The sequence below is a fragment of the Cryobacterium lactosi genome, assembly GCF_004403945.1.
In the GTDB taxonomy this organism is placed as follows: Bacteria; Actinomycetota; Actinomycetes; order Actinomycetales; family Microbacteriaceae; genus Cryobacterium; species Cryobacterium lactosi.
Map to the genome: position 1 here is coordinate 48,255 of NZ_SOHM01000006.1, position 17,416 is coordinate 65,670.

The 17,416-nt window shown below is 71.1% G+C and carries 17 protein-coding genes; 9 read left to right on the forward strand and 8 right to left on the reverse strand.

The features are described 5' to 3' along the window. Window positions 1–59: 59 nt before the first annotated feature. The 3 genes from E3T61_RS01895 to E3T61_RS01905 all read right to left on the reverse strand — a co-directional run bounded on the left by E3T61_RS01895 (window position 60) and on the right by E3T61_RS01905 (window position 3,023). A complete protein-coding gene (locus E3T61_RS01895; protein ID WP_134639239.1) occupies window positions 60–866 on the reverse strand; it encodes an ABC transporter permease in 807 nt (268 codons plus the stop codon). 80 nt (window positions 867–946) lie between these two features. After that, a complete protein-coding gene (locus E3T61_RS01900; RefSeq protein WP_134639240.1) occupies window positions 947–1,993 on the reverse strand; it encodes an aliphatic sulfonate ABC transporter substrate-binding protein in 1,047 nt (348 codons plus the stop codon). A 100-nt stretch (window positions 1,994–2,093) separates the two neighbouring features. Then, window positions 2,094–3,023 (reverse strand): ABC transporter ATP-binding protein, encoded by a 930-nt coding sequence (locus E3T61_RS01905; RefSeq protein ID WP_134639241.1) that lies wholly within the window; start codon window positions 3,021–3,023, stop codon window positions 2,094–2,096. A gap of 194 nt (window positions 3,024–3,217) precedes the next feature. On the opposite strand from E3T61_RS01905, the gene E3T61_RS01910 reads away from it, so the two are divergent. From E3T61_RS01910 to E3T61_RS01945, 8 genes are all read left to right on the forward strand, one after another. Then, window positions 3,218–4,054 (forward strand): SDR family NAD(P)-dependent oxidoreductase, encoded by an 837-nt coding sequence (locus tag E3T61_RS01910; RefSeq protein ID WP_134639242.1) that lies wholly within the window; start codon window positions 3,218–3,220, stop codon window positions 4,052–4,054. Between the two features lie 201 nt (window positions 4,055–4,255). After that, the gene (locus tag E3T61_RS01915; protein WP_198418627.1) at window positions 4,256–5,302 is read left to right on the forward strand and encodes a LacI family DNA-binding transcriptional regulator; all 1,047 of its coding nucleotides are present in this window, start codon (window positions 4,256–4,258) and stop codon (window positions 5,300–5,302) included. Continuing rightward, window positions 5,299–6,804 (forward strand): sugar ABC transporter ATP-binding protein, encoded by a 1,506-nt coding sequence (locus E3T61_RS01920; RefSeq protein WP_134639244.1) that lies wholly within the window; start codon window positions 5,299–5,301, stop codon window positions 6,802–6,804. The genes E3T61_RS01915 and E3T61_RS01920 overlap by 4 nt, the downstream gene beginning before the upstream one ends. A gap of 20 nt (window positions 6,805–6,824) precedes the next feature. Further along, a complete protein-coding gene (locus tag E3T61_RS01925; RefSeq protein ID WP_134639245.1) occupies window positions 6,825–7,811 on the forward strand; it encodes an ABC transporter permease in 987 nt (328 codons plus the stop codon). 52 nt (window positions 7,812–7,863) lie between these two features. Beyond that, window positions 7,864–8,808, forward strand: a complete 945-nt coding sequence (locus E3T61_RS01930; RefSeq protein WP_134639246.1) for a substrate-binding domain-containing protein — start codon at window positions 7,864–7,866, stop codon at window positions 8,806–8,808. After that, window positions 8,805–9,803: a ribokinase gene (locus E3T61_RS01935; RefSeq protein WP_241992345.1), complete on the forward strand. Its 999-nt coding sequence runs from the start codon at window positions 8,805–8,807 to the stop codon at window positions 9,801–9,803. The genes E3T61_RS01930 and E3T61_RS01935 overlap by 4 nt, the downstream gene beginning before the upstream one ends. Next, window positions 9,800–10,183: a D-ribose pyranase gene (gene rbsD, locus E3T61_RS01940; RefSeq protein WP_134639247.1), complete on the forward strand. Its 384-nt coding sequence runs from the start codon at window positions 9,800–9,802 to the stop codon at window positions 10,181–10,183. The genes E3T61_RS01935 and rbsD overlap by 4 nt, the downstream gene beginning before the upstream one ends. Before the next feature lie 93 nt (window positions 10,184–10,276). Continuing rightward, window positions 10,277–11,044, forward strand: coding sequence for a VIT1/CCC1 transporter family protein (locus tag E3T61_RS01945; RefSeq protein ID WP_134639248.1), 768 nt, complete (start codon window positions 10,277–10,279; stop codon window positions 11,042–11,044). A gap of 63 nt (window positions 11,045–11,107) precedes the next feature. On the opposite strand, the gene E3T61_RS01950 is transcribed toward E3T61_RS01945, so the two are convergent. The 4 genes from E3T61_RS01950 to E3T61_RS01965 all read right to left on the reverse strand — a co-directional run bounded on the left by E3T61_RS01950 (window position 11,108) and on the right by E3T61_RS01965 (window position 16,255). After that, window positions 11,108–11,815 (reverse strand): M50 family metallopeptidase, encoded by a 708-nt coding sequence (locus tag E3T61_RS01950; RefSeq protein ID WP_134639249.1) that lies wholly within the window; start codon window positions 11,813–11,815, stop codon window positions 11,108–11,110. Between the two features lies 1 nt (window position 11,816). Further along, entirely contained in the window at window positions 11,817–12,395 is a 579-nt protein-coding gene (locus tag E3T61_RS01955) for a GNAT family N-acetyltransferase (protein WP_134639250.1), read from the reverse strand. A 137-nt stretch (window positions 12,396–12,532) separates the two neighbouring features. Beyond that, window positions 12,533–14,014: a multicopper oxidase family protein gene (locus E3T61_RS01960; protein WP_134639251.1), complete on the reverse strand. Its 1,482-nt coding sequence runs from the start codon at window positions 14,012–14,014 to the stop codon at window positions 12,533–12,535. Window positions 14,015–14,035: 21 nt separating this feature from the next. Next, the gene (locus tag E3T61_RS01965; RefSeq protein ID WP_198418628.1) at window positions 14,036–16,255 is read right to left on the reverse strand and encodes a heavy metal translocating P-type ATPase; all 2,220 of its coding nucleotides are present in this window, start codon (window positions 16,253–16,255) and stop codon (window positions 14,036–14,038) included. A gap of 98 nt (window positions 16,256–16,353) precedes the next feature. Between E3T61_RS01965 and E3T61_RS01970 the strand changes: the two genes are divergently transcribed. Next, window positions 16,354–16,590 (forward strand): SHOCT domain-containing protein, encoded by a 237-nt coding sequence (locus tag E3T61_RS01970; RefSeq protein WP_134639252.1) that lies wholly within the window; start codon window positions 16,354–16,356, stop codon window positions 16,588–16,590. 127 nt (window positions 16,591–16,717) lie between these two features. On the opposite strand, the gene E3T61_RS21810 is transcribed toward E3T61_RS01970, so the two are convergent. Next, window positions 16,718–17,392: a GNAT family N-acetyltransferase gene (locus tag E3T61_RS21810; RefSeq protein WP_166793117.1), complete on the reverse strand. Its 675-nt coding sequence runs from the start codon at window positions 17,390–17,392 to the stop codon at window positions 16,718–16,720. Window positions 17,393–17,416 lie beyond the last annotated feature (24 nt).

A 17,416-nucleotide genomic window follows, 5' to 3' on the forward strand; every position in this document is an offset into this window, starting at 1 on the left:
CGCAACGCGGCGTAACCTGCGCCACGACGTAACTGTGAGCCCCCGTGCCAGTGGCCGGGTCAGGCCCACTTCGTGATGGCGTACTTCTCGAACACGCCCAGGATGGCGTCGGTGAGTTTGCCGAGCAGGGCGAGCAGGATGATGGCGACCAGGATGCGGTCGATCCGGCCGTTGGTGCCCGAGATCGAGAGCAGATAGCCCAGCCCCATCGAGGCGCCGAGCAACTCCGCGGCCACCAGGAACAGCCAGGCCTGCGCGAGCGCGAGGCGCAGCCCTGAGATGACCGAGGGGACCACGGCGGGCAACTGCACGGCGGTGAAGAGTTTCACGCCTCGCAGCCCGAAGGCGCGGCCGGCTTCGACGAGGTGGCGGTCCACGTGCCTTAGCGCCAGGGCCACGGTCGTGTAGACGGGGAAGAAGGCGCCGATGGCGACGAGGACGATCTTGGATTCCTCGCCGTACTTGAGCCAGATGATCAACAGGGGAACCCAGGCCAACGACGGCACGGCGCGGATGGCGCCGAGGGTGGGGGCGAAGAGCACGTCGGCGGCGCGGGAGAGCCCCACCAGCGCACCCGCGATGAGGCCGAGCACGGCGCCGGCGACGAAGCCGATGAGCACCCGCTGGGTGGAGATCGCCACGTACAGGGTGAGTTCGCCGCGGTCGAACAGGTCGACGGTGGCGATCCAGACCATGGCCGGTGACGGCAGCTGGGACACGCTGACCAGGCCGAGGACGCTGCTGAGCTGCCACGCGATGAGGATCAGCACCGGCAGCAGCAGCCCGCCGAGGATGCGCACGCCGCGCCGCGAGGTCAGCGGCCGGCGCACGGCAGGTGCCGTGCTCGGGGCGAGGGTCTCGGTCATCGGGGGCCTTCCGTGCTGGGTGAATGTGATGAAACGGATGCCGGGGCGGCCGGTGTGCGGCCGCCCCGGCATCCGCGCGGCTACTCGACGATCGTCGGGTCGGCCCTCGTGGCGAAGGTGTCGTTGACGATCGTGTCGAGAGCGTCGTCGACCTTGCCCTGGTCGAGCACGTCGCCGGTCTCGACGAAGATCGGGCCGATGGTGGTGAGCACCTTCACCTGTGCGGCGCCGGGAACGTTGTCGACACCGAGGTTGGAGCGCTCGGTGATGACCTTGGTGGCGACCGCGAGGTCGAGGCCGGCCACATCGGCGAGGATCTGGGCGGTCTCCTCTTCGTTCTCGAGGGCCCAGGCGCGGGCGTGCTCGTAGACGTCGACGACGGTCTGGGCCACATCCGGCTTCTCGGTGATGAAGGACTCGGTGGCGTTGAGGAAGCCGTAGCTGTTGAAGTCGACGTTGCGGTAGGCGAGCTCGGCTCCGGCGGCTTCGGCGCCGGCCATGATCGGGTCGAGTCCGGCCCAGGCGTCGACGGAGCCGTTCTGCAGGGCGGCCCACCCGTCGGCGTGCTGCAGGTTCTGCACGGTGACGTCGTCCAGGCTGAGGCCGGCCTCTTCGAGGGACTGCAGCAGGAAGAAGTAGGGGTCGGTGCCCTGGGTGGCAGCGATCTGCTTGCCCTTGAGGTCGTCGACCGAGCCGATGTCGGAGCCGGCCGGAACGACGAGGGCGGCCCACTCGGGCTGCGAGTAAATGTCGATCACCTGGATGGGCGAACCGTTCGAGCGGGCCAGCAACGCGGCGGAACCGGCCGTTGATCCCACGTCGATGGCGTTGGCGCGGAGGGCCTCGTTGGCCTTGTTCGAGCCGGCGGACTGCACCCAGTTGACGGTGATGTCCTGGTCAGCGAGGGCTTCTTCGAGCCAGCCCTTCTCCTTGATCACGAGGCTGAGCGGGTTGTAGGTGGCGAAGTCGATGTTGAGGGTGCCGCCCTGGGTGACGATGCCGGCGGCGTCGGCGCTGGAGGCCGGCTCGGCGGCAGGCTGGTTCTCGCCGGCGACGCAGCCGGTGAGCAGGAGGGCGGCGGCCGCGGCTGACGCGATCAGGGCGGTGGCGGTGAAGCGATTCTTCATGGCTGGTCTCTCGTTGGGTACGGGACGGGCATCCGTGCTGTGGATGTGGTGCAGGGGAACGTTGGGGAACCGGCGGGCCGGGTCGGGACGGGCGGAACTCTCAGTACGGGAAGTGCGGGATGCCGGTGCTCGAGGCCACGCCGCGGGCGTCGCCGTGCCGGTCGATGCCCAGGCCCGCGAGCAGGCGCCCGCGCAGCTCGGCGAGTTCTGCCGAGCCGCGGTCGCGGGGGCGGTTGCCGGGCACGGTGAGTTCCTGCACGATGGTGGCGCCGGGGGCAGCGGCATCCGGTGCGACCTGCTCCTGACCGAGCAGGATGATGCGGTCGGCCAGTTGCAGCGCCTCGTCGACGTCGTGGGTGACGAGCAGCACCGTGGTGGGGGCGGCCGCGTGCACGTCGAGCAGCAGGTCCTGCATCTTGAGCCGGGTGAGGGCATCCAGGGCGCCGAACGGTTCGTCGAGCAGGAGCACGCCGGGATTGCGGGCCAGTGCCCTGGCCAGCGAGGCGCGCTGGGCCATGCCGCCGGAGATCGCGGCGGGCCGGTGCCCGGCGAAGGCCGTCAGGCCCACCAGTTCGAGCAGCTCGGCGACGCAGGCACGGCCGGCGTGGCGGGTGGTGCCGCGCGGCAGGCCGAGCGCCACATTGGCGGCCACCGTGCGCCAGGGCAGCAGTCGGGGCTCTTGGAAACCCACGGCGCAGCGGGTGTCGAACTCGGTGACGGGGGAGTCGTCGATCTGCACCGAGCCGGCGCTGGGGGAGTCCAGCCCGCCGGCGATACGCAAGAGCGTGGACTTGCCGCAGCCGCTGGTGCCGAGGATCGCGAGCACCTCGCCGGGGTGCACGGTGAGCGACACGTCCCGCAGCACCGGCCGGGCGCTGGCCGGCGCGGTCGCGGCGAAGGTGCGGCCCAGTCTGGCGAACTCCACGGCGAACGCGGCGTCGGTTCCGGTTGCGGCCCGAGCGCGGCCCGGCGCGCCGCCGGCGGCCGCGGCGAGGCGGGCGGAGGTGGTCGTGGCGGTGCTGGCAGACATGGGCAGCCAATCGGATCGGGGGTGAGCGTGCCTCGACGCTACCCAGCCAGGCGGATGCGCGCACGCCGCCGTGAAACGCAACGTAGCAATTGGGTCTGCGTAATTGGTGCGGCGCATTTGGGCCGGCGGTGCGCATCCGCTCGCGTGCGCGCCCCGTGTGTGTGCGCGACAGCCAAGAAGGGGATGATTGATCCATGACTCGAACCGTTTCCGGAGCCCGCGTTCTGATCACCGGCGCCGCCATGGGCATGGGCCGCCTCTACGCCGAGCGGGCCGTCGCCGAGGGCGCCAGGTCCGTGATCCTCTGGGACCGCGACGCCGCCGCGCTGTCGGCCACCGCCGCCGTCCTCACCGAACGGGCGACCGGGGTCACCCAGATCGCGCCCTACGTCGTGGACATCGCCGATCTCGGCGCCATCGCGCAGACCGCCCAGCGGGTGCGCACCGAAGTGGGCAACCCCGACATCGTGATCAACAACGCCGGTATCGTGCGGGGGTCGTTCTTCTGGGAGCACGACAACGGCGACGACACCCGCGCCACCATGCAGGTGAACGCCCTGGCGCCGATGTACATCACCCGGGAGTTCCTGCCCGCGATGATGCGCAACCCGTTCCGCGAATTCCGGATCGTCAACATCGCCTCGGCCGCAGGGATGCTCTCCAACCCGCGGATGAGCGTGTACGCGGCTTCGAAGGCCGCCGTGATCACCTGGAGCGATTCGTTGCGCCTGGAGCTCGCCCAACAGGGCTTCGACAACGTGCGGGTGAGCACCATCGCGCCCAGCTACATCTCCACCGGCATGTTCGACGGTGCCCGCGGGCCCCTGTTCACACCCGTGATGACCCCGGAGTACGTGGTCAACCGGGTCTGGCGGGCGATGCTCGCCGGCTCGCCGCAGCTGCTGATGCCGTGGACCGTCGGGCTCTCCAAGAAGCTGCGCGGGGTGCTGCCGTTGGCCGCCTGGGACGCCGTGGCCGGCCGGGTGTTCGGCGTGTACAGGTCGATGGACACCTTCGTCGGGCGCCGCTGACCCCTTCCCCGACGCCGAGTTGCCCCGTTGGGGACGAGATGCCCCGGTAGAGCGGAGCAACTCGTCCACAGGTGGGCAACTCGGCAGATGACGTAGCCCGATGAGCCGGGCCGGTTGACATCCTGGCGCTGCCCGACGTACGATGGAAACGATTCCATGGAAACGATTCCACGAGGATCGCGCACACACAAGGGAGTGGCTGTGGAAGCCGTAACGATCAAGGACGTCGCCGCCCTCGCCGGCGTGTCGGTGGGCACCGCCTCCCGCGTGCTGTCCGGCAACCCGGCCACCTCGGCCGACACCCGCGAACGGGTCGCCGCCGCGGCCGCCGAGCTGGACTACCAGCCCAACGCCCAGGCGCAGGCACTGCGGTCCACCCGGTCCACCTCCCTCGGCCTGTTGGTGCCGGATGTGCGCAACCCGTTCTTCGCCGACCTCGCGCACGCCGCGGAGCAGGCCGCCCTCTCGGCGGGCTACGTCACCCTGCTCGGCAACGCCAACGAGCAGGGCGACCAGCAGGACCGCTACCTCGACACGCTCATCTCCCGCCGGGTCGACGGCGTGATCGTCGCCCCGGTCGGCGACGACGGCGGCCGGCTGCGCGCCCTGATCGAACGCAAGATTCCCACGGTGCTCGTGGACCGCACGGTTCCGGGCCTCGACCTACCCAGCGTCACCACCGACAGCGAATCCGGCATCCGCCAGGCGGTGCAGCACCTCGCCGAGCTGGGCCACACCCGCATCGGATACATCTCCGGCCCGCAGGCCACCTCCACCGGCCGGGACCGGTACGCCGCCTTCACCCGCGCCGTCGCCGAGGCCGGTCTCAGCCAGGACCCCGAGCTGGTCTACTTCGGCGACTACCAGGCCGCCAGCGGCTCGGCCGGCGTGCACGCCCTGATGCAGCTGGCCAGCCCGCCCACCGCCCTGCTCGCCGCCGACAGCCTGATGGCCGTCGGCGCCATCAGCATTCTGCACAAACTCGGGATGCGCATCGGCACCGACATCGCCCTCGTCGCCTTCGACGACATCGAGTGGTTCGCCCTGCTCAACCCGGCCCTCAGCGTGATCGCGCACAGCGTCGAAGACATGGGCCGGATCGCCATCGACCTGCTCCTGCAGGTGATCAACGGACAGACGCCCCAGTCCGTGGTGCTGCCGAGCGAACTAATCGTGCGAGCCTCCTCGGCCACCCCGATCACCCGCACCGAACCCACGACGCAGCCTCGGCAAAGGAGCCAGCAATGACCGTGAACCCCCTGATCACCCTGCGGAACGTAACCAAGACCTTTGGTCAGGTCACCGTCATCCAGGATGTCACCGTGAGTGTCTACCCCGGCCAGGTGCAGGTGCTGCTCGGCGAGAACGGCGCCGGCAAGTCCACCCTGATCAAGATGGTCGCCGGCGTCTACCAGCCCGACGGCGGCCAGATTCTCGTCGACGGCACCGTCACCACCCTGCCCACCACCAAGGCCGCCGAAGAACACGGCATCGCCACCATCCACCAGGAACTCAACCTCGTCGCCACCATGAGCGTGGCCGAGAACGTGATGCTCGGCCGGATGCCCACCAAGTTCGGCATGGTCGACCGCAAGGAACTCCGCCGGCAGGCCCGCGCCGCCCTGGCGCTGATCGGTCTCGAGATCGACGTGGACACCCCGGTCGGCCGGCTCGGCATCGCCCGCCAGCAGCTGGTCGAAATCGCCAAGGCCCTGAGCATCAACGCCCGGGTGCTGATCCTGGACGAACCCACCGCCGCGCTCACCCGGCACGAAACCCAGGCCCTGTTCGCCGTGATGGCGGACCTCCGCCGACGCGGCGTGGGCATGCTCTTCATCAGCCACCACCTCGACGAGATCGCCGAGGTCGGCGACACCGTCACCGTCATCCGCGACGGCCACTTCATCGCCGAGGTTCCCGCCTCCACCCCCGAAGACGAACTCGTCAAGCTGATGGTCGGCCGCAGCATCGAGGACCAGTTCCCGCGCCGCGCCGACGAGACCCCCGCGGTCACCGAGGTGCTCGCCGTGTCGAACCTCACCAGCGCCGGCCGGTTCGACGACATCAGCTTCACCGTGCGCGCCGGCGAGGTGCTCGGCATCGCCGGGCTCGTCGGGGCGGGCCGCACCGAACTGATCCGCGCCATCGCCGGCGCCGACAAGTACGACACCGGCTCCGTCGCCGTGCGCGGCACGAAGCTACCCAAGGGCGACATCCAGGCGGCGATCCGGGCTGGCATCGGCCACGTTCCCGAGGACCGCAAGGGCCAGGGCCTGGTGCTGGACGCCTCGGTCAACGACAACCTCGGTTATGCCACCCTGGCCTCCAGCGCCAAGCTCGGCCTGGCCGACTTCACCGGCCAGCGCACCCGCGCCGAGGCCGTCGCTGCGAAGCTCCGCATCCGGATGCACACCATCGACCAGCCGATCCGGTCGCTGTCCGGCGGCAACCAGCAGAAGGCGGTGTTCGGCCGGTGGATCATCGCCGCGTCGACAGTGCTGCTGCTGGACGAACCGACCCGCGGCGTCGACGTGGGCGCCAAGGTCGAGATCTACGAGCTGATGAACTCGATCACCGCCGCCGGCGGAGCCATCGTGATGGTCTCCAGCGAGCTGCCCGAGATCCTGGGCATGAGCGACCGCATCCTCGTCATGCGCGACGGCCGCCTGGCCGGCGAACTGAGCGCAGCGGATGCCACCCAAGACACAGTCATGACCCTCGCCGCCCGCGATGTCGCAGCGCAGCGCTGAACCAGAAGGAACAAGAACTCATGTCAACGACGACCACCACCCCGTCCACCGAGACGCCCACCCGACGATCCTTCGACTACAAGACCTTCCTGGCCAATAACGGCGCCCTGGTCGGCCTGGTGGTGCTCTGCATCGCGCTGGTCATCGCCACCCCGGACTTCCTCACCGGGCAGAACCTGCTCAACATCGGCATCCAGGTGTCGACGGTCGCCGTGCTCGCCTTCGGCATGACCTTCGTCATCGTCGCCGGGGGCATCGACCTCTCCGTCGGCGCCGTCGCCGCGCTCTCGGCCATGGCCTCCGGCTGGTTCTTCGTCAGCGCCGGCCTGCCCGGCTGGATGGCCCTGATCGGCGGCCTGGTCGTGGGCCTGGCGGCCGGCGTCATCAACGGCGCCGCCAACGCCTACGGCAAGCTGCCCTCCTTCATCGCCACCCTCGCGATGCTCAGCGTGGCCCGCGGCCTCACCCTGGTGATCTCGGATGGCCGGCCGATCAAGACCGCCCCCGAGGTGTCGTTCCTCGGCGGCAACATCGGCCCGGTGCCGATGCCCATCGTGATCCTGGTCCTGGCCGCCGTGGTCGCCTCGTTCATCCTCAACCGCACCGTGCTCGGCCGCTCCATGTACGCCGTCGGCGGCAACGCCGAGGCCGCCCGGCTCTCCGGACTGCCGGTCAAGCGCATCATCGTCACCGTGTTCGCCCTCGCCGGCCTCTTCGCGGCCCTGGCCGGACTGCTCCTGGCCGGCCGGCTCGACTCCGCCCAGCCGCAGGCTGCCGCCGGCTACGAACTGGATGCCATCGCCGCGGTCGTCATCGGCGGCGCGTCGCTCTCCGGCGGGCTCGGCAAGATCTCCGGCACCTTCATCGGCGCCCTGGTCCTCGTTGTCATCCGCAACGGCCTCAACCTGCTCAACGTGTCGTCGTTCTGGCAGCAGGTCGTCATCGGCCTGGTCATCGCCCTCGCCGTGGGCGCCGACGTGCTGCGCCGCAAGACCCGCAACAGCTGAGCCCCTCTCTCCCTCTGTCCCTCTCCCCGCCCCACCCAACAAAGGAACCACAATGAAGTCATCCTCCTTTCGCCGTATCGCCGCCGTCACCGCCACGGCCGCGCTGATCCTCGCCGGCACCACCGCCTGCGGCCGCGGCAGCGGCGACGAGGCCAGCGGGCCCAAGGTCGTGCTTGCGATCTCCACGCTGAACAACCCGTTCTTCGTCGAACTGCGCGACGGCGCCCAGGCCGCCGCCGACGAGGCCGGTGTCGACCTCTACATCGTCGACGCCCAGAACGACTCGGCCACCCAGGCCAACCAGCTGGCCACCGCCGCCGCGGGCAGCACCAAGGCCGTCATCGTCAACCCGGTCGACTCGGATGCCGCGAGCGCCTCGGTGGGTGAACTCACCGCCGCGAACATCCCGGTCATTGCCGTGGACCGCACGGTCAACGACGCGAAGCTCACCTCCCTGGTGGCCAGCGACAACGTGGCCGGCGGCAAGCAGGCGGCCGATGAGCTCGCCGCGGCGATGGGCGAGAAGGGCACCGTCATCTCCCTGCAGGGTGTGTCGGGCACCTCCGCCAGCCGCGACCGCGGCGCGGGCTTCGACGAAGGCATCGCCGCGTACCCCGAGATCACCGTCGTCGCCGAGCAGACCGCGAACTTCGACCGCGCCTCAGCCCTCGACGTCACCACCAACCTGCTGCAGGCCAACCCCGGCGTGACCGGCATCTTCGCCGAGAACGACGAGATGGCCCTCGGCGCCATCCAGGCCCTCGGCGCCCGTGCAGGTTCTGAGGTCTCCGTCGTGGGCTTCGACGGCACCGCGGATGGCCTGACGGCCATCTCGGACGGCTCGCTCTACGCCACCGTCGCCCAGCAGCCCGCCGAGCTCGGTCGCCTCGCCATCGAACTGGCCGTCAAGGCCATCGCCGGTGACGACGTCGAAGCCACCGTTCCCGTCGAGGTCGTCGCCGTCACGAAGACGAACGTGGGCGACTTCTCCAAGTGACTCCGTCAACCCACACCCCGGTCGCCCGGGCCACCCTGACCGGGGCGACCCTGGCCGGCGTCGTCGTGGTCGGCTCGATCAACGCCGACCAGGTCACCACGGTCCTGCGCCATCCGCTGCCCGGCGAGACGCTGATCGGCACCTCGATCACCGTCTTGCCCGGCGGCAAGGGCGCCAACCAGGCCGTCGCCGCGGCCCAACTCGGCGCCCGGGTGAGCATGGTCGGCGCCATCGGCCAGGACGCCTATGCCCACCCGGCCACCGCCATCCTCGAATCCGCGAACGTCGACCTGTCGGCCGTGGAGGCCGTGGCGGGACCCACCGGCCTGGCCGTGATCACCGTGGCCGCCGACGGCGAGAACACCATCATCGTCATTCCCGGGGCCAACGCCGCGGTGGATGCCGACGTCGTCGGCCGGAGCGCCGACCTCATCGGCGCGGCGGCCGTGCTGGTGCTGCAGGGCGAGATCCCCGCGGCCGCCAGCGCGGCGGCCGCCCGCCTGGCCCGCGGCCGGGTCGTGCTCAACCTCGCCCCCGTGATCGAGCTGGACCCCGCGACGATCGCCGCCGCCGACCCGCTGATCGTGAACGAACACGAAGCCGCGCTGCTCCTGGCGCAGCTCACGCCCGGCTCGCCGCCGCCCGCCTCCGATGCCGAAGCAGTGGCCCGGCTGCGCGACTGGGGGGTGACGTCGGTCGTTCTGACCCGCGGCGCCCTCGGCGCGATCGTCTCCGACGGCGACGGCACGGACGACGTGGCCTCACCCGTGGTGACTGCGGTCGACAGCTCCGGCGCGGGCGACGCCTTCGTGGGCGCCATCAGCGCCCGGCTCGCCGCCGGCGACACCCTCAGGGACGCGGCCCGGCTGGCCGTGCGGGTCGGGGCGTTCGCGGTGCAGTCCCGCGGCACGCAGCCGTCCTATCCGCACGCGGGCGATGCCCTGCCCGAGGTCGGCACCGATCAATCAACCGAGACGAACGAGGCACACCCGTGAAACGCACCGGCATCCTGAACGCCGACCTGAACGCGGCACTCAGCCGTCTGGGCCACGGCGATATCGTGCTCGTCGCCGACTGCGGGATGCCGGCACCCGCCGGCGTACCGGTGATCGACCTCGCGCTGATGCACGGCGTGCCCCGGTTCGAGCAGGTGCTCGACGCGCTGCTGGGAGAACTCGTCATCGAGCGTTGCGTGGCCGCGACGGAGGCGCAGGGCACCGTGGCCGGGGACTGGCTGAGCGGGCGCTTCACCGACATCGAGTACATCGGACACGGCGAACTCAAGGCGCTCTCCGCGTCGGCGCGGGTGTTCGTGCGCACCGGGGAGGCCACGGCCTTCGCCAACGCCGCGCTCGTGTGCGGGGTGCCGTTCTAGCGGATTAGGTTAGCCTTTCCATGCCCTGACCAGGGGGATTAGGCAAGGCTTTCCACGCTGGCGGTGCCGGCGCCAGGTGCCTATGGTGACTCTATGGCCATCCTCTCGCCCTCACTCTTCAGGCCCTCGCACGCCACTCTGGATGCCGCACCACCGGCCGAGAAGCTCGGTGCGTCCACACGCGGCAGCCTGGCCACCCGGCTCAACTGGCTGCGCGCCGGCGTGCTCGGCGCCAACGACGGCATCGTCTCCGTCGCGGCCATCGTGGTCGGCGTCGCCGGTGCCGGCGGCAGCACCCCGGCGATCGTCGCCGCCGGCGCGGCCGGCCTCGTCGGCGGCGCCATCTCGATGGCGCTGGGCGAATACGTCTCGGTGAGCAGCCAGAGCGACAGCCAGCGCGCGATGATCGAGAAGCAGAAGCGCGAGCTGCGCGACGACCCGGCCGGGGAACTGGACGTGCTCGCCGGGCTGTACGAGGCACACGGCCTCGAGCCGGCCACCGCGCGTCAGGTGGCCATCGAACTCACCGCGAAGGATGCGCTCAAGGCGCATCTCTCCCTCGAACTCAACATCGTCGAAGAGGACGTTGCTAGCGCCTGGCACGCCGCCGGAGCCTCGGCGCTCGCGTTCACCCTCGGGGCGATCCTGCCGCTGCTGGCGATTCTGCTGCCGCCGGAGGGCATCCGCGTGCCCGTGACCTTTGCGGCTGTGCTGGTGGCACTCGCGCTCACGGGCGCGCTCGGCGCCCGGCTGGGCGGCAGCCGACTCGCCCGTGCCACCGTGCGCGTGGTCACCGGCGGCGCTGCGGCGCTGTTCGTCACCTGGCTGGTGGGCACCCTGCTCGGTGTGACCGTCTTCTAGCCACCGGTCGCCGGCGCCTGCGCCGCCCTCTGACGGATGGACCGGGCCGGAGAGACCGTGTGGCTAGTCCAGGGCGAGCAGCCGGGCCGCGCCTACCAGGCAGGCGCCGGCCACGGCGAAGAACACCAACACCCAGAACAGGCCGGGCAGATGGCTCAGCCGGGCCAGCTGGTCGGCGTCCGAGGCCTGCCCGCCCCGGCGCGACCGGGTGGCCTGCAGCTCGACCACGGTGCGCAGTGCCCCGATCAGCAGGAACGCGGTGACCAGCAGCGCGAAGATGCTCTGCACGGCGGGGGAGCCGAACCAGGTCACGCCGAAGACCAGCGCGCCGGTCACGGCCACCGACCACAGCCCGAACCAGTTGCGGATCTGCACCAGCAGCAGCGCCAGTGCCGCGAGCAGCGCCCAGAGCAGGCCGACGTCATGGCCGCGGCCGAGCATCCAGGCCGCCCCGAGCCCGAGCAGCGCCGGCGCCGTGTAGCCGGCCAGCAGGGTGAACACCATGCCCAGCCCGCGCGGTTTGCCGCGGCTGACGGTGAGGCCCGACGTGTCCGAGTGCAGCCGGATGCCCTGCAGCCGGCGGCCGCCGAGCGCCGCCACGAGCCCGTGGCCGCCCTCGTGCACGATGGTGATGCCGTGCCGGGTCAGCTTCCAGGCCTGCGGCACCAGCACCAGCAGAATCGCCACGGCGACGGTCAGCCACACGGTCAGGGTCGGCAGCGGGGCGTTCCGGGCCGAGACGCGGGCCCAGAATTCGACGAGCAGGTCCATTTCAGCAGGCCGCGGCCATGACCATTTCCACATGCCGCTCCGAGGAACGGCGGGGGTCGGCGATGTACTCGCCGGTGGGCCGGGCGCCGTTCTTCTCGTAGAAGCGGATGGCGCGGTGATTGCTCTCGTGCACGTGCAGGTACACCAGGTCGAGGTGTTGCTCGTCGATGACCCAGGTGCGTACCGCGCGCAGGAGTTGCGCGGCCACTCCGGTGCGACCGCGGTAGGTGGGGTCGACCCAGACGCCCACGAGATTGGCGCGGGCCGGGCCGCCGACGGGCAGCTCGCCCGGCTGATAGCTCGGTGCGCCGGAGGACACGAATGCGGCCATCGTGCCGACCCACTGCTCGCCCGGGGTGCGGGCGACGACCTGGAAACTGGTCGGTTCGGTGTTCCGGGCGCCGCGTGCGCGCCAGTCCGTTTCGGTGAGCGCCAGGGCTGCGGCGAACGATTCGAAGAAGCCCAGCGGAAAGTTTGCGATCGACCGGAGCCGGATGTCGCGGAGTCCGGCCCAGTCGTCGGCGACGGGACAGTAGAGCCCCACTTCGCGGGGCGCGGCGGGCGTGCGTATTTCGGCCATCCCTGGAGGCTAGTCGTGTTCGCTGACCGGCGGGTGGCTTTCCGAGGGGTGCGCGGGTTCGGGCGTCCCGGCGCACGAGAGGAACGGTCGACCGGAGCACCACCGCGCGGCCGCCGGGCCGGATGCCGGCCGGTCGTCTACCGCGCCAGGATCGTCCCCATCATGCCGGCGTCCTCGTGGTCGAGGATATGGCAGTGGTACACGGTGCGCCCGGCGAAGTCGGTGAAGCCGATGCGCACGGTGACCTGCCCGCCGGCCGCCACGTTCACCACGTCCCGCCACACGACAGCCATTTCGGGTGTGCCGCCCTGCGCCACGATCTGCATCGGCCAGACGTGTAGGTGAAACGGATGGTCCATGCCCGAGCTGTTGCGCAGCGTCCATTCCTCCACGCTGCCCGCCAGCACCGTGGTGTCGAGGCGGTCGGGGTCGAACTCCTGCCCGTTGATGGTGAAGGCCATCATCGACCCACCGTCCATACCCATGCCCATGGCGAAGTCGAGTTCGCGCCTGGCGGTCACGGTGGCGCCGCGCAGGTCGGCGGGGGCCGGCTGGCGTGGCACGGCCGCCGGCGCCGCGGCCGGGTCGCCGCCCACCGTGACCGTGGCGAGGATGACGTCAGAGTCGGTCGCGCGCTGGCGGGAGCCGCCCATCATGCCGCCGGAGGTGGCGGTGCCCCGGTCGTAGGCCAGGGTGCGCAGGACGGCGCTGCCTGAGCCGGCGGTGACGAGAACGTCGGCCCGGTTGCCGGGCACAAGCACGATCTCGTCCACCTCCGCCGGTTTCTCGAGCCGATCGGAGTCGAGGCCGAGCAACTGCAGCCGGTGCCCGTCCAGCCGCAGCCGGAGGTACCTGGACACGCAGGCGTTCACGACGCGCCAGCGTTCGCGCTCGCCGGGGCGGAGCGTCAGCGTGGGCGCCAGCTGCCCGTTCACCAGCACGAGGTCGCCCTCCCTGCCTTGCATCCGCTGGGCGGCGGATGCGCCGGCGACCGTGCCGGCACCGTCGAGCGTGATATCGGAGATCACCATGACCCGCTCCCGGCCGGTCTCGATGGGCGTCGGATCGTCGACGACGATGGCGCCGTAGAGTCCGCCGAAGACCTGGTCGGCGACAGTGCCGTGGTGGTGCGGGTGGTACCAGTACACGCCGGGCGGATGGTTCGCCGGCAGCCGGTACTCGTAGTCGAAGGACTCGCCGGCGGCAACCATGACGGCCATATTGTCGCCGTTGCCCTCCGGGGAGACGTGCAGCCCGTGCACGTGCACGTTGGTCGGGCCGGCCAGGCCGTTTTTCAGGGCGACCCGCACCCGGTCGCCGGCGCGGAGCCGCAGGGTGGGCCCGGGCAGGCCGCCGTTGTAACCGAGCACGCTCGCGGCGCGCCCGCCGATGGTGGCGGCGGCCGGCGCGGCGGACAGGGTCACCTCGAGCAGTCCGCCGGTGCTTCGCAGCTCGGCGGGCTGGCTCAGGTCGTCGCCCGAGGTGAAGCCCTCGGGGATGCCGGTGCGCGGGTCGGCCGGGTTCAGCCCGGCCCACAGGAGGGCGCCGCCGCCGGCCACGGCCACCACTCCCAGTCCGCCGAGCGCCAGCGCCGTGCGGCGGGTGATCCTGCCGGCCATAGTTGTCACCGTGCGTTTCGCTCAGTGCCCGGTGCCGTGGGGCGCCGCGGCTGGGGGCGTGGCGGGCGCGGTGTCGGGGCGGCGCTCGCCGTGAGCCCTGGCCGTGCTCACCTCTGGCCGCAGGTCGAGGCGGCGCAGCAGCTGGGCGTTCACGGCCACCACCACCGTGGAGGCCGACATCAGCAGCGCGCCGACCTCCATGGGCAGCACGAAACCGATCGGGGCGAGTACCCCGGCGGCCAACGGCACGGCGAGCAGGTTGTAGCCGGCCGCCCACCACAGGTTCTGGGTCATCTTGCGATAACTGGCCCGGGAGAGCTCGATCACCGAGAGCACCGAGCGGGGGTCGTCGCTGGCCAGGATCACCCCGGCAGAGGCGATCGCGACATCCGTGCCGGCGCCGATGGCGATGCCCACATCGGCCTGGGTGAGGGCCGGGGCGTCGTTGACGCCGTCGCCCACCATCGCCACCCGGTGCCCCTCCTGTTGCAACTGCACCACGGTGGCGGCCTTACGGTCGGGGTGCACGCCGGCGAAGACCCTGTCGATGCCCAGCTCGGCGGCCACCGCGTGCGCCACCGCCTCGGCGTCGCCGGTGATCATCACCACGGCGATGCCCAGGGCGTGCAGGGCGTCGACGGCCTCCCTCGACTCCGGCCGCACCTCGTCGGCGAGGCCGATGGCGCCGATCGTTCGGCCGTCCCGCAGCACGTGCAGCACGATGGCGCCCTCGGCGGCCCAGGCTTCGGTGACGTGCAGCGGCTCGGCGTCGTGGCGGCTGAGCAGGCTCGGTCCGCCAACCGCGGTGACCCGGCCGTCCACGCTCGCCGTTACTCCCACGGCGGTGGATGCCTCGAACCCGGTGGCGGCCGGCACCGTCAGGGCGCGGGTGCGAGCCGCCGTGACGATGGCCTTGGCCAGCGGATGCTCGCTGTCGGCCTCGACCGCCGCCGCCAGCGCGAGAACCTCGTCGTCGGTGTGGCCGGCCACAGCGTGCACCCGGCTCACGACGGGCTCACCCCTGGTGAGCGTGCCGGTCTTGTCGAACAACACGGTGTCCACGGTGCGCATGCTCTCCAGCGCGAGCCGGTCGGTCACCAGAACGCCGCCGCGGGCCGCGCGCTCGGTGGCGATCGACACCACCAGCGGGATGGCCAGGCCCAGCGCGTGCGGGCAGGCGATCACGAGAACGGTGATGGTGCGCATCACGGCATCCTCCGGGCTGCCGAAAACGGTCCAGGCGATCGCCGTGAGCACTCCGACGCCGAGCGCGAACCAGAACAACCAGCCGGCCGCCCGGTCGGCCAGGCGCTGCGCGCGCGACGACGAGCCCTGCGCCTCGGCCACGAGCCGGCGGATGCCCGCGAGCGCTGTGTCGTCGCCGACCGCCGTCACCCGTAGTCGCAGGGCGGTGTCGGTGGCGACGGTTCCGGCCACCACCGGGGAGCCGGGGCCCCGGCGCACCGGCCGGGACTCGCCGGTGATCATCGACTCATCCACATCGGCGGTGCCCTCGGTCACTTGGCCGTCGGCGGGAATCCGGCCGCCCGGCCGTACGATCACCAGGTCGCCCACCTCGAGGTCGGCGGGAGCGACGACGGTGACCTCGCCGGCATCCACCCGCTCGGCCGTATCGGGCAGCAGTGCCGCCAGGGACTCGAGCGCTGAAGACGACTGCGCCAGGGAGCGCATCTCGATCCAGTGGCCGAGCAGCATGATCACGATCAGCAGGGCGAGCTCCCACCAGAAATCCAGCTCCATCGCGAGGAGGCCGAGGCTCGCGCCCCAGGAGGAGAGGAACGCCACGGTGATGGCCAGCGCGATCAGCAACATCATGCCGGGGGAGCGCTGCCTGAGCTCGGTCACGGCGCCGGTGAGGAACGGGCGGCCGCCCCAGAGGTACATCACGGTGCCCAGCACCGGGGAGATCCAGGCCGTCCAAGCGGCGTCGGGCAGGTCGTAGCCGAGCAGCATGGCGAACATGCCGCTGAAGGCCACGACCGGCACGGCCAGCACGAGCATCACCCAGAACAGCCGCCGGAACTGGCCGACGTGGTCCCCGTGCCCGGCGTGACCCATGGCGCCGTGGTCCATGGAGGCGTGGTCCATGGACGCGTGACCCAGTGCTGCGTGATCCATGGAGCCGTGATCCATGGACGCGTGGTCCATTGGGGCGTGGTCTATTGGTGCGTCGGCCGTCGAGCCGTGGTCAGTCGACCGGTGATCTGAGTGGGAAGCCATACCCGTACTGTATACCCCCTAGGGGTACCAATCAAGGTTGGGAAAGGAGGCTACCGTGGGAGCACGACCACGCGTGCTCGTCGACGAAAGGGACCCTGATGATGTGGGGATACGGAATGAACCCGGCCTGGCTCTGGCTCTACGGGGCGCTGTCGCTGGTGGCCGTGGTGATACTCATCGTCTGGACCGTGCGGGTCTTCCGCGACGACGCATCCAGCCCGGTGGGTGCGCGCCGGAGCGACGCCCGGCGCATCCTGGACGAGCGCTACGCCCGCGGCGAGCTCACGACCGAGCAGTACCGCGAACAGGTGGCCGAGCTCGGCGAAAAGCCCTGAGCCGGTTGAGTGCCGTGCGGTAAAGGCGGAGAAATTCGCGACACGCCGTGTCGGCGGCCACGACACGCCGATCCTGCCCGAGGATCTCCGCCTTTACCGCGCGGACGAGGCGATCGACGGCGGCGACTCAGCCGAGCCGGATGATCGCGGCCAGCAACTCCGGCGCCAGCGGGCGGTCGGCGAAGATGAACCGTTCGAGCACCGTGGTGTCCGGCTGAGCGGGCGCGTGCGCTGGCGCTGAGTCTCGCGCGGACGACCGTGGTGCGGCGCTGCCAGGCGAGGCGCCGAGCGCATCCGCGCCGGCCGTCCCCTGACCACGCCACACCAGGGTGAGGCCGATGCGCTCGAGCACCCGCACCGAGGCCGGGTTGCCGGCCAACGCGCGGGCGGTCACCGGGTAGGTCGATGCCTGCGCCGCGACGAGGGCCACAGTGGCGGCCTCGGTCGCCAGACCGACTCCCCAGCTGGCCGGGGTCAGCCGATAGCCGAAGTTGCGGGCGCCGCAGTCCAGCAGCGTCGCCGAGGCCACCCCGATGAGCGTCCCCGCCACCAGGCCGGTGCCGGGCAGGTCCTTCCGCAGCCGAATCGCCCAGCGGCCCAGACCGGACGCCGCCCAGCTCTGCTCACTCTCGCTGACCATCCGCTCGGCTTGCGCGATCGTCGTGTGGCGGCCCGCCGGCAGGTGCAGCCAGGTACCCAGATCGGCGTAGATGGCATGCACCGCAGCCACATCGGCCGCGGCGAGGGGCTCCAGGCGAAGGCGCGCGGTGGTCAGGCGCTCGGGGGTGACGGATTTGGGCACGTCCCCATGCTTCCACGCCTCCCA

Bases quoted from the DNA above. Each gene is read 5' to 3' on its own strand.
- E3T61_RS01945 (WP_134639248.1), top strand. From the start codon at position 10,277: ATGGCCATCCTCTCGCCCTCACTCTTCAGGCCCTCGCACGCCACTCTG.
- E3T61_RS01920 (WP_134639244.1), top strand. From the start codon at position 5,299: ATGACCGTGAACCCCCTGATCACCCTGCGGAACGTAACCAAGACCTTT.
- E3T61_RS01950 (WP_134639249.1), bottom strand. From the start codon at position 11,815: ATGGACCTGCTCGTCGAATTCTGGGCCCGCGTCTCGGCCCGGAACGCC.
- E3T61_RS01900 (WP_134639240.1), bottom strand. From the start codon at position 1,993: ATGAAGAATCGCTTCACCGCCACCGCCCTGATCGCGTCAGCCGCGGCC.
- E3T61_RS01895 (WP_134639239.1), bottom strand. From the start codon at position 866: ATGACCGAGACCCTCGCCCCGAGCACGGCACCTGCCGTGCGCCGGCCG.
- E3T61_RS01960 (WP_134639251.1), bottom strand. From the start codon at position 14,014: ATGGCCGGCAGGATCACCCGCCGCACGGCGCTGGCGCTCGGCGGACTG.
- E3T61_RS01965 (WP_198418628.1), bottom strand. From the start codon at position 16,255: ATGGCTTCCCACTCAGATCACCGGTCGACTGACCACGGCTCGACGGCC.
- E3T61_RS01925 (WP_134639245.1), top strand. From the start codon at position 6,825: ATGTCAACGACGACCACCACCCCGTCCACCGAGACGCCCACCCGACGA.
- E3T61_RS01930 (WP_134639246.1), top strand. From the start codon at position 7,864: ATGAAGTCATCCTCCTTTCGCCGTATCGCCGCCGTCACCGCCACGGCC.
- E3T61_RS01970 (WP_134639252.1), top strand. From the start codon at position 16,354: ATGATGTGGGGATACGGAATGAACCCGGCCTGGCTCTGGCTCTACGGG.
- E3T61_RS01910 (WP_134639242.1), top strand. From the start codon at position 3,218: ATGACTCGAACCGTTTCCGGAGCCCGCGTTCTGATCACCGGCGCCGCC.
- E3T61_RS01905 (WP_134639241.1), bottom strand. From the start codon at position 3,023: ATGTCTGCCAGCACCGCCACGACCACCTCCGCCCGCCTCGCCGCGGCC.
- E3T61_RS01955 (WP_134639250.1), bottom strand. From the start codon at position 12,395: ATGGCCGAAATACGCACGCCCGCCGCGCCCCGCGAAGTGGGGCTCTAC.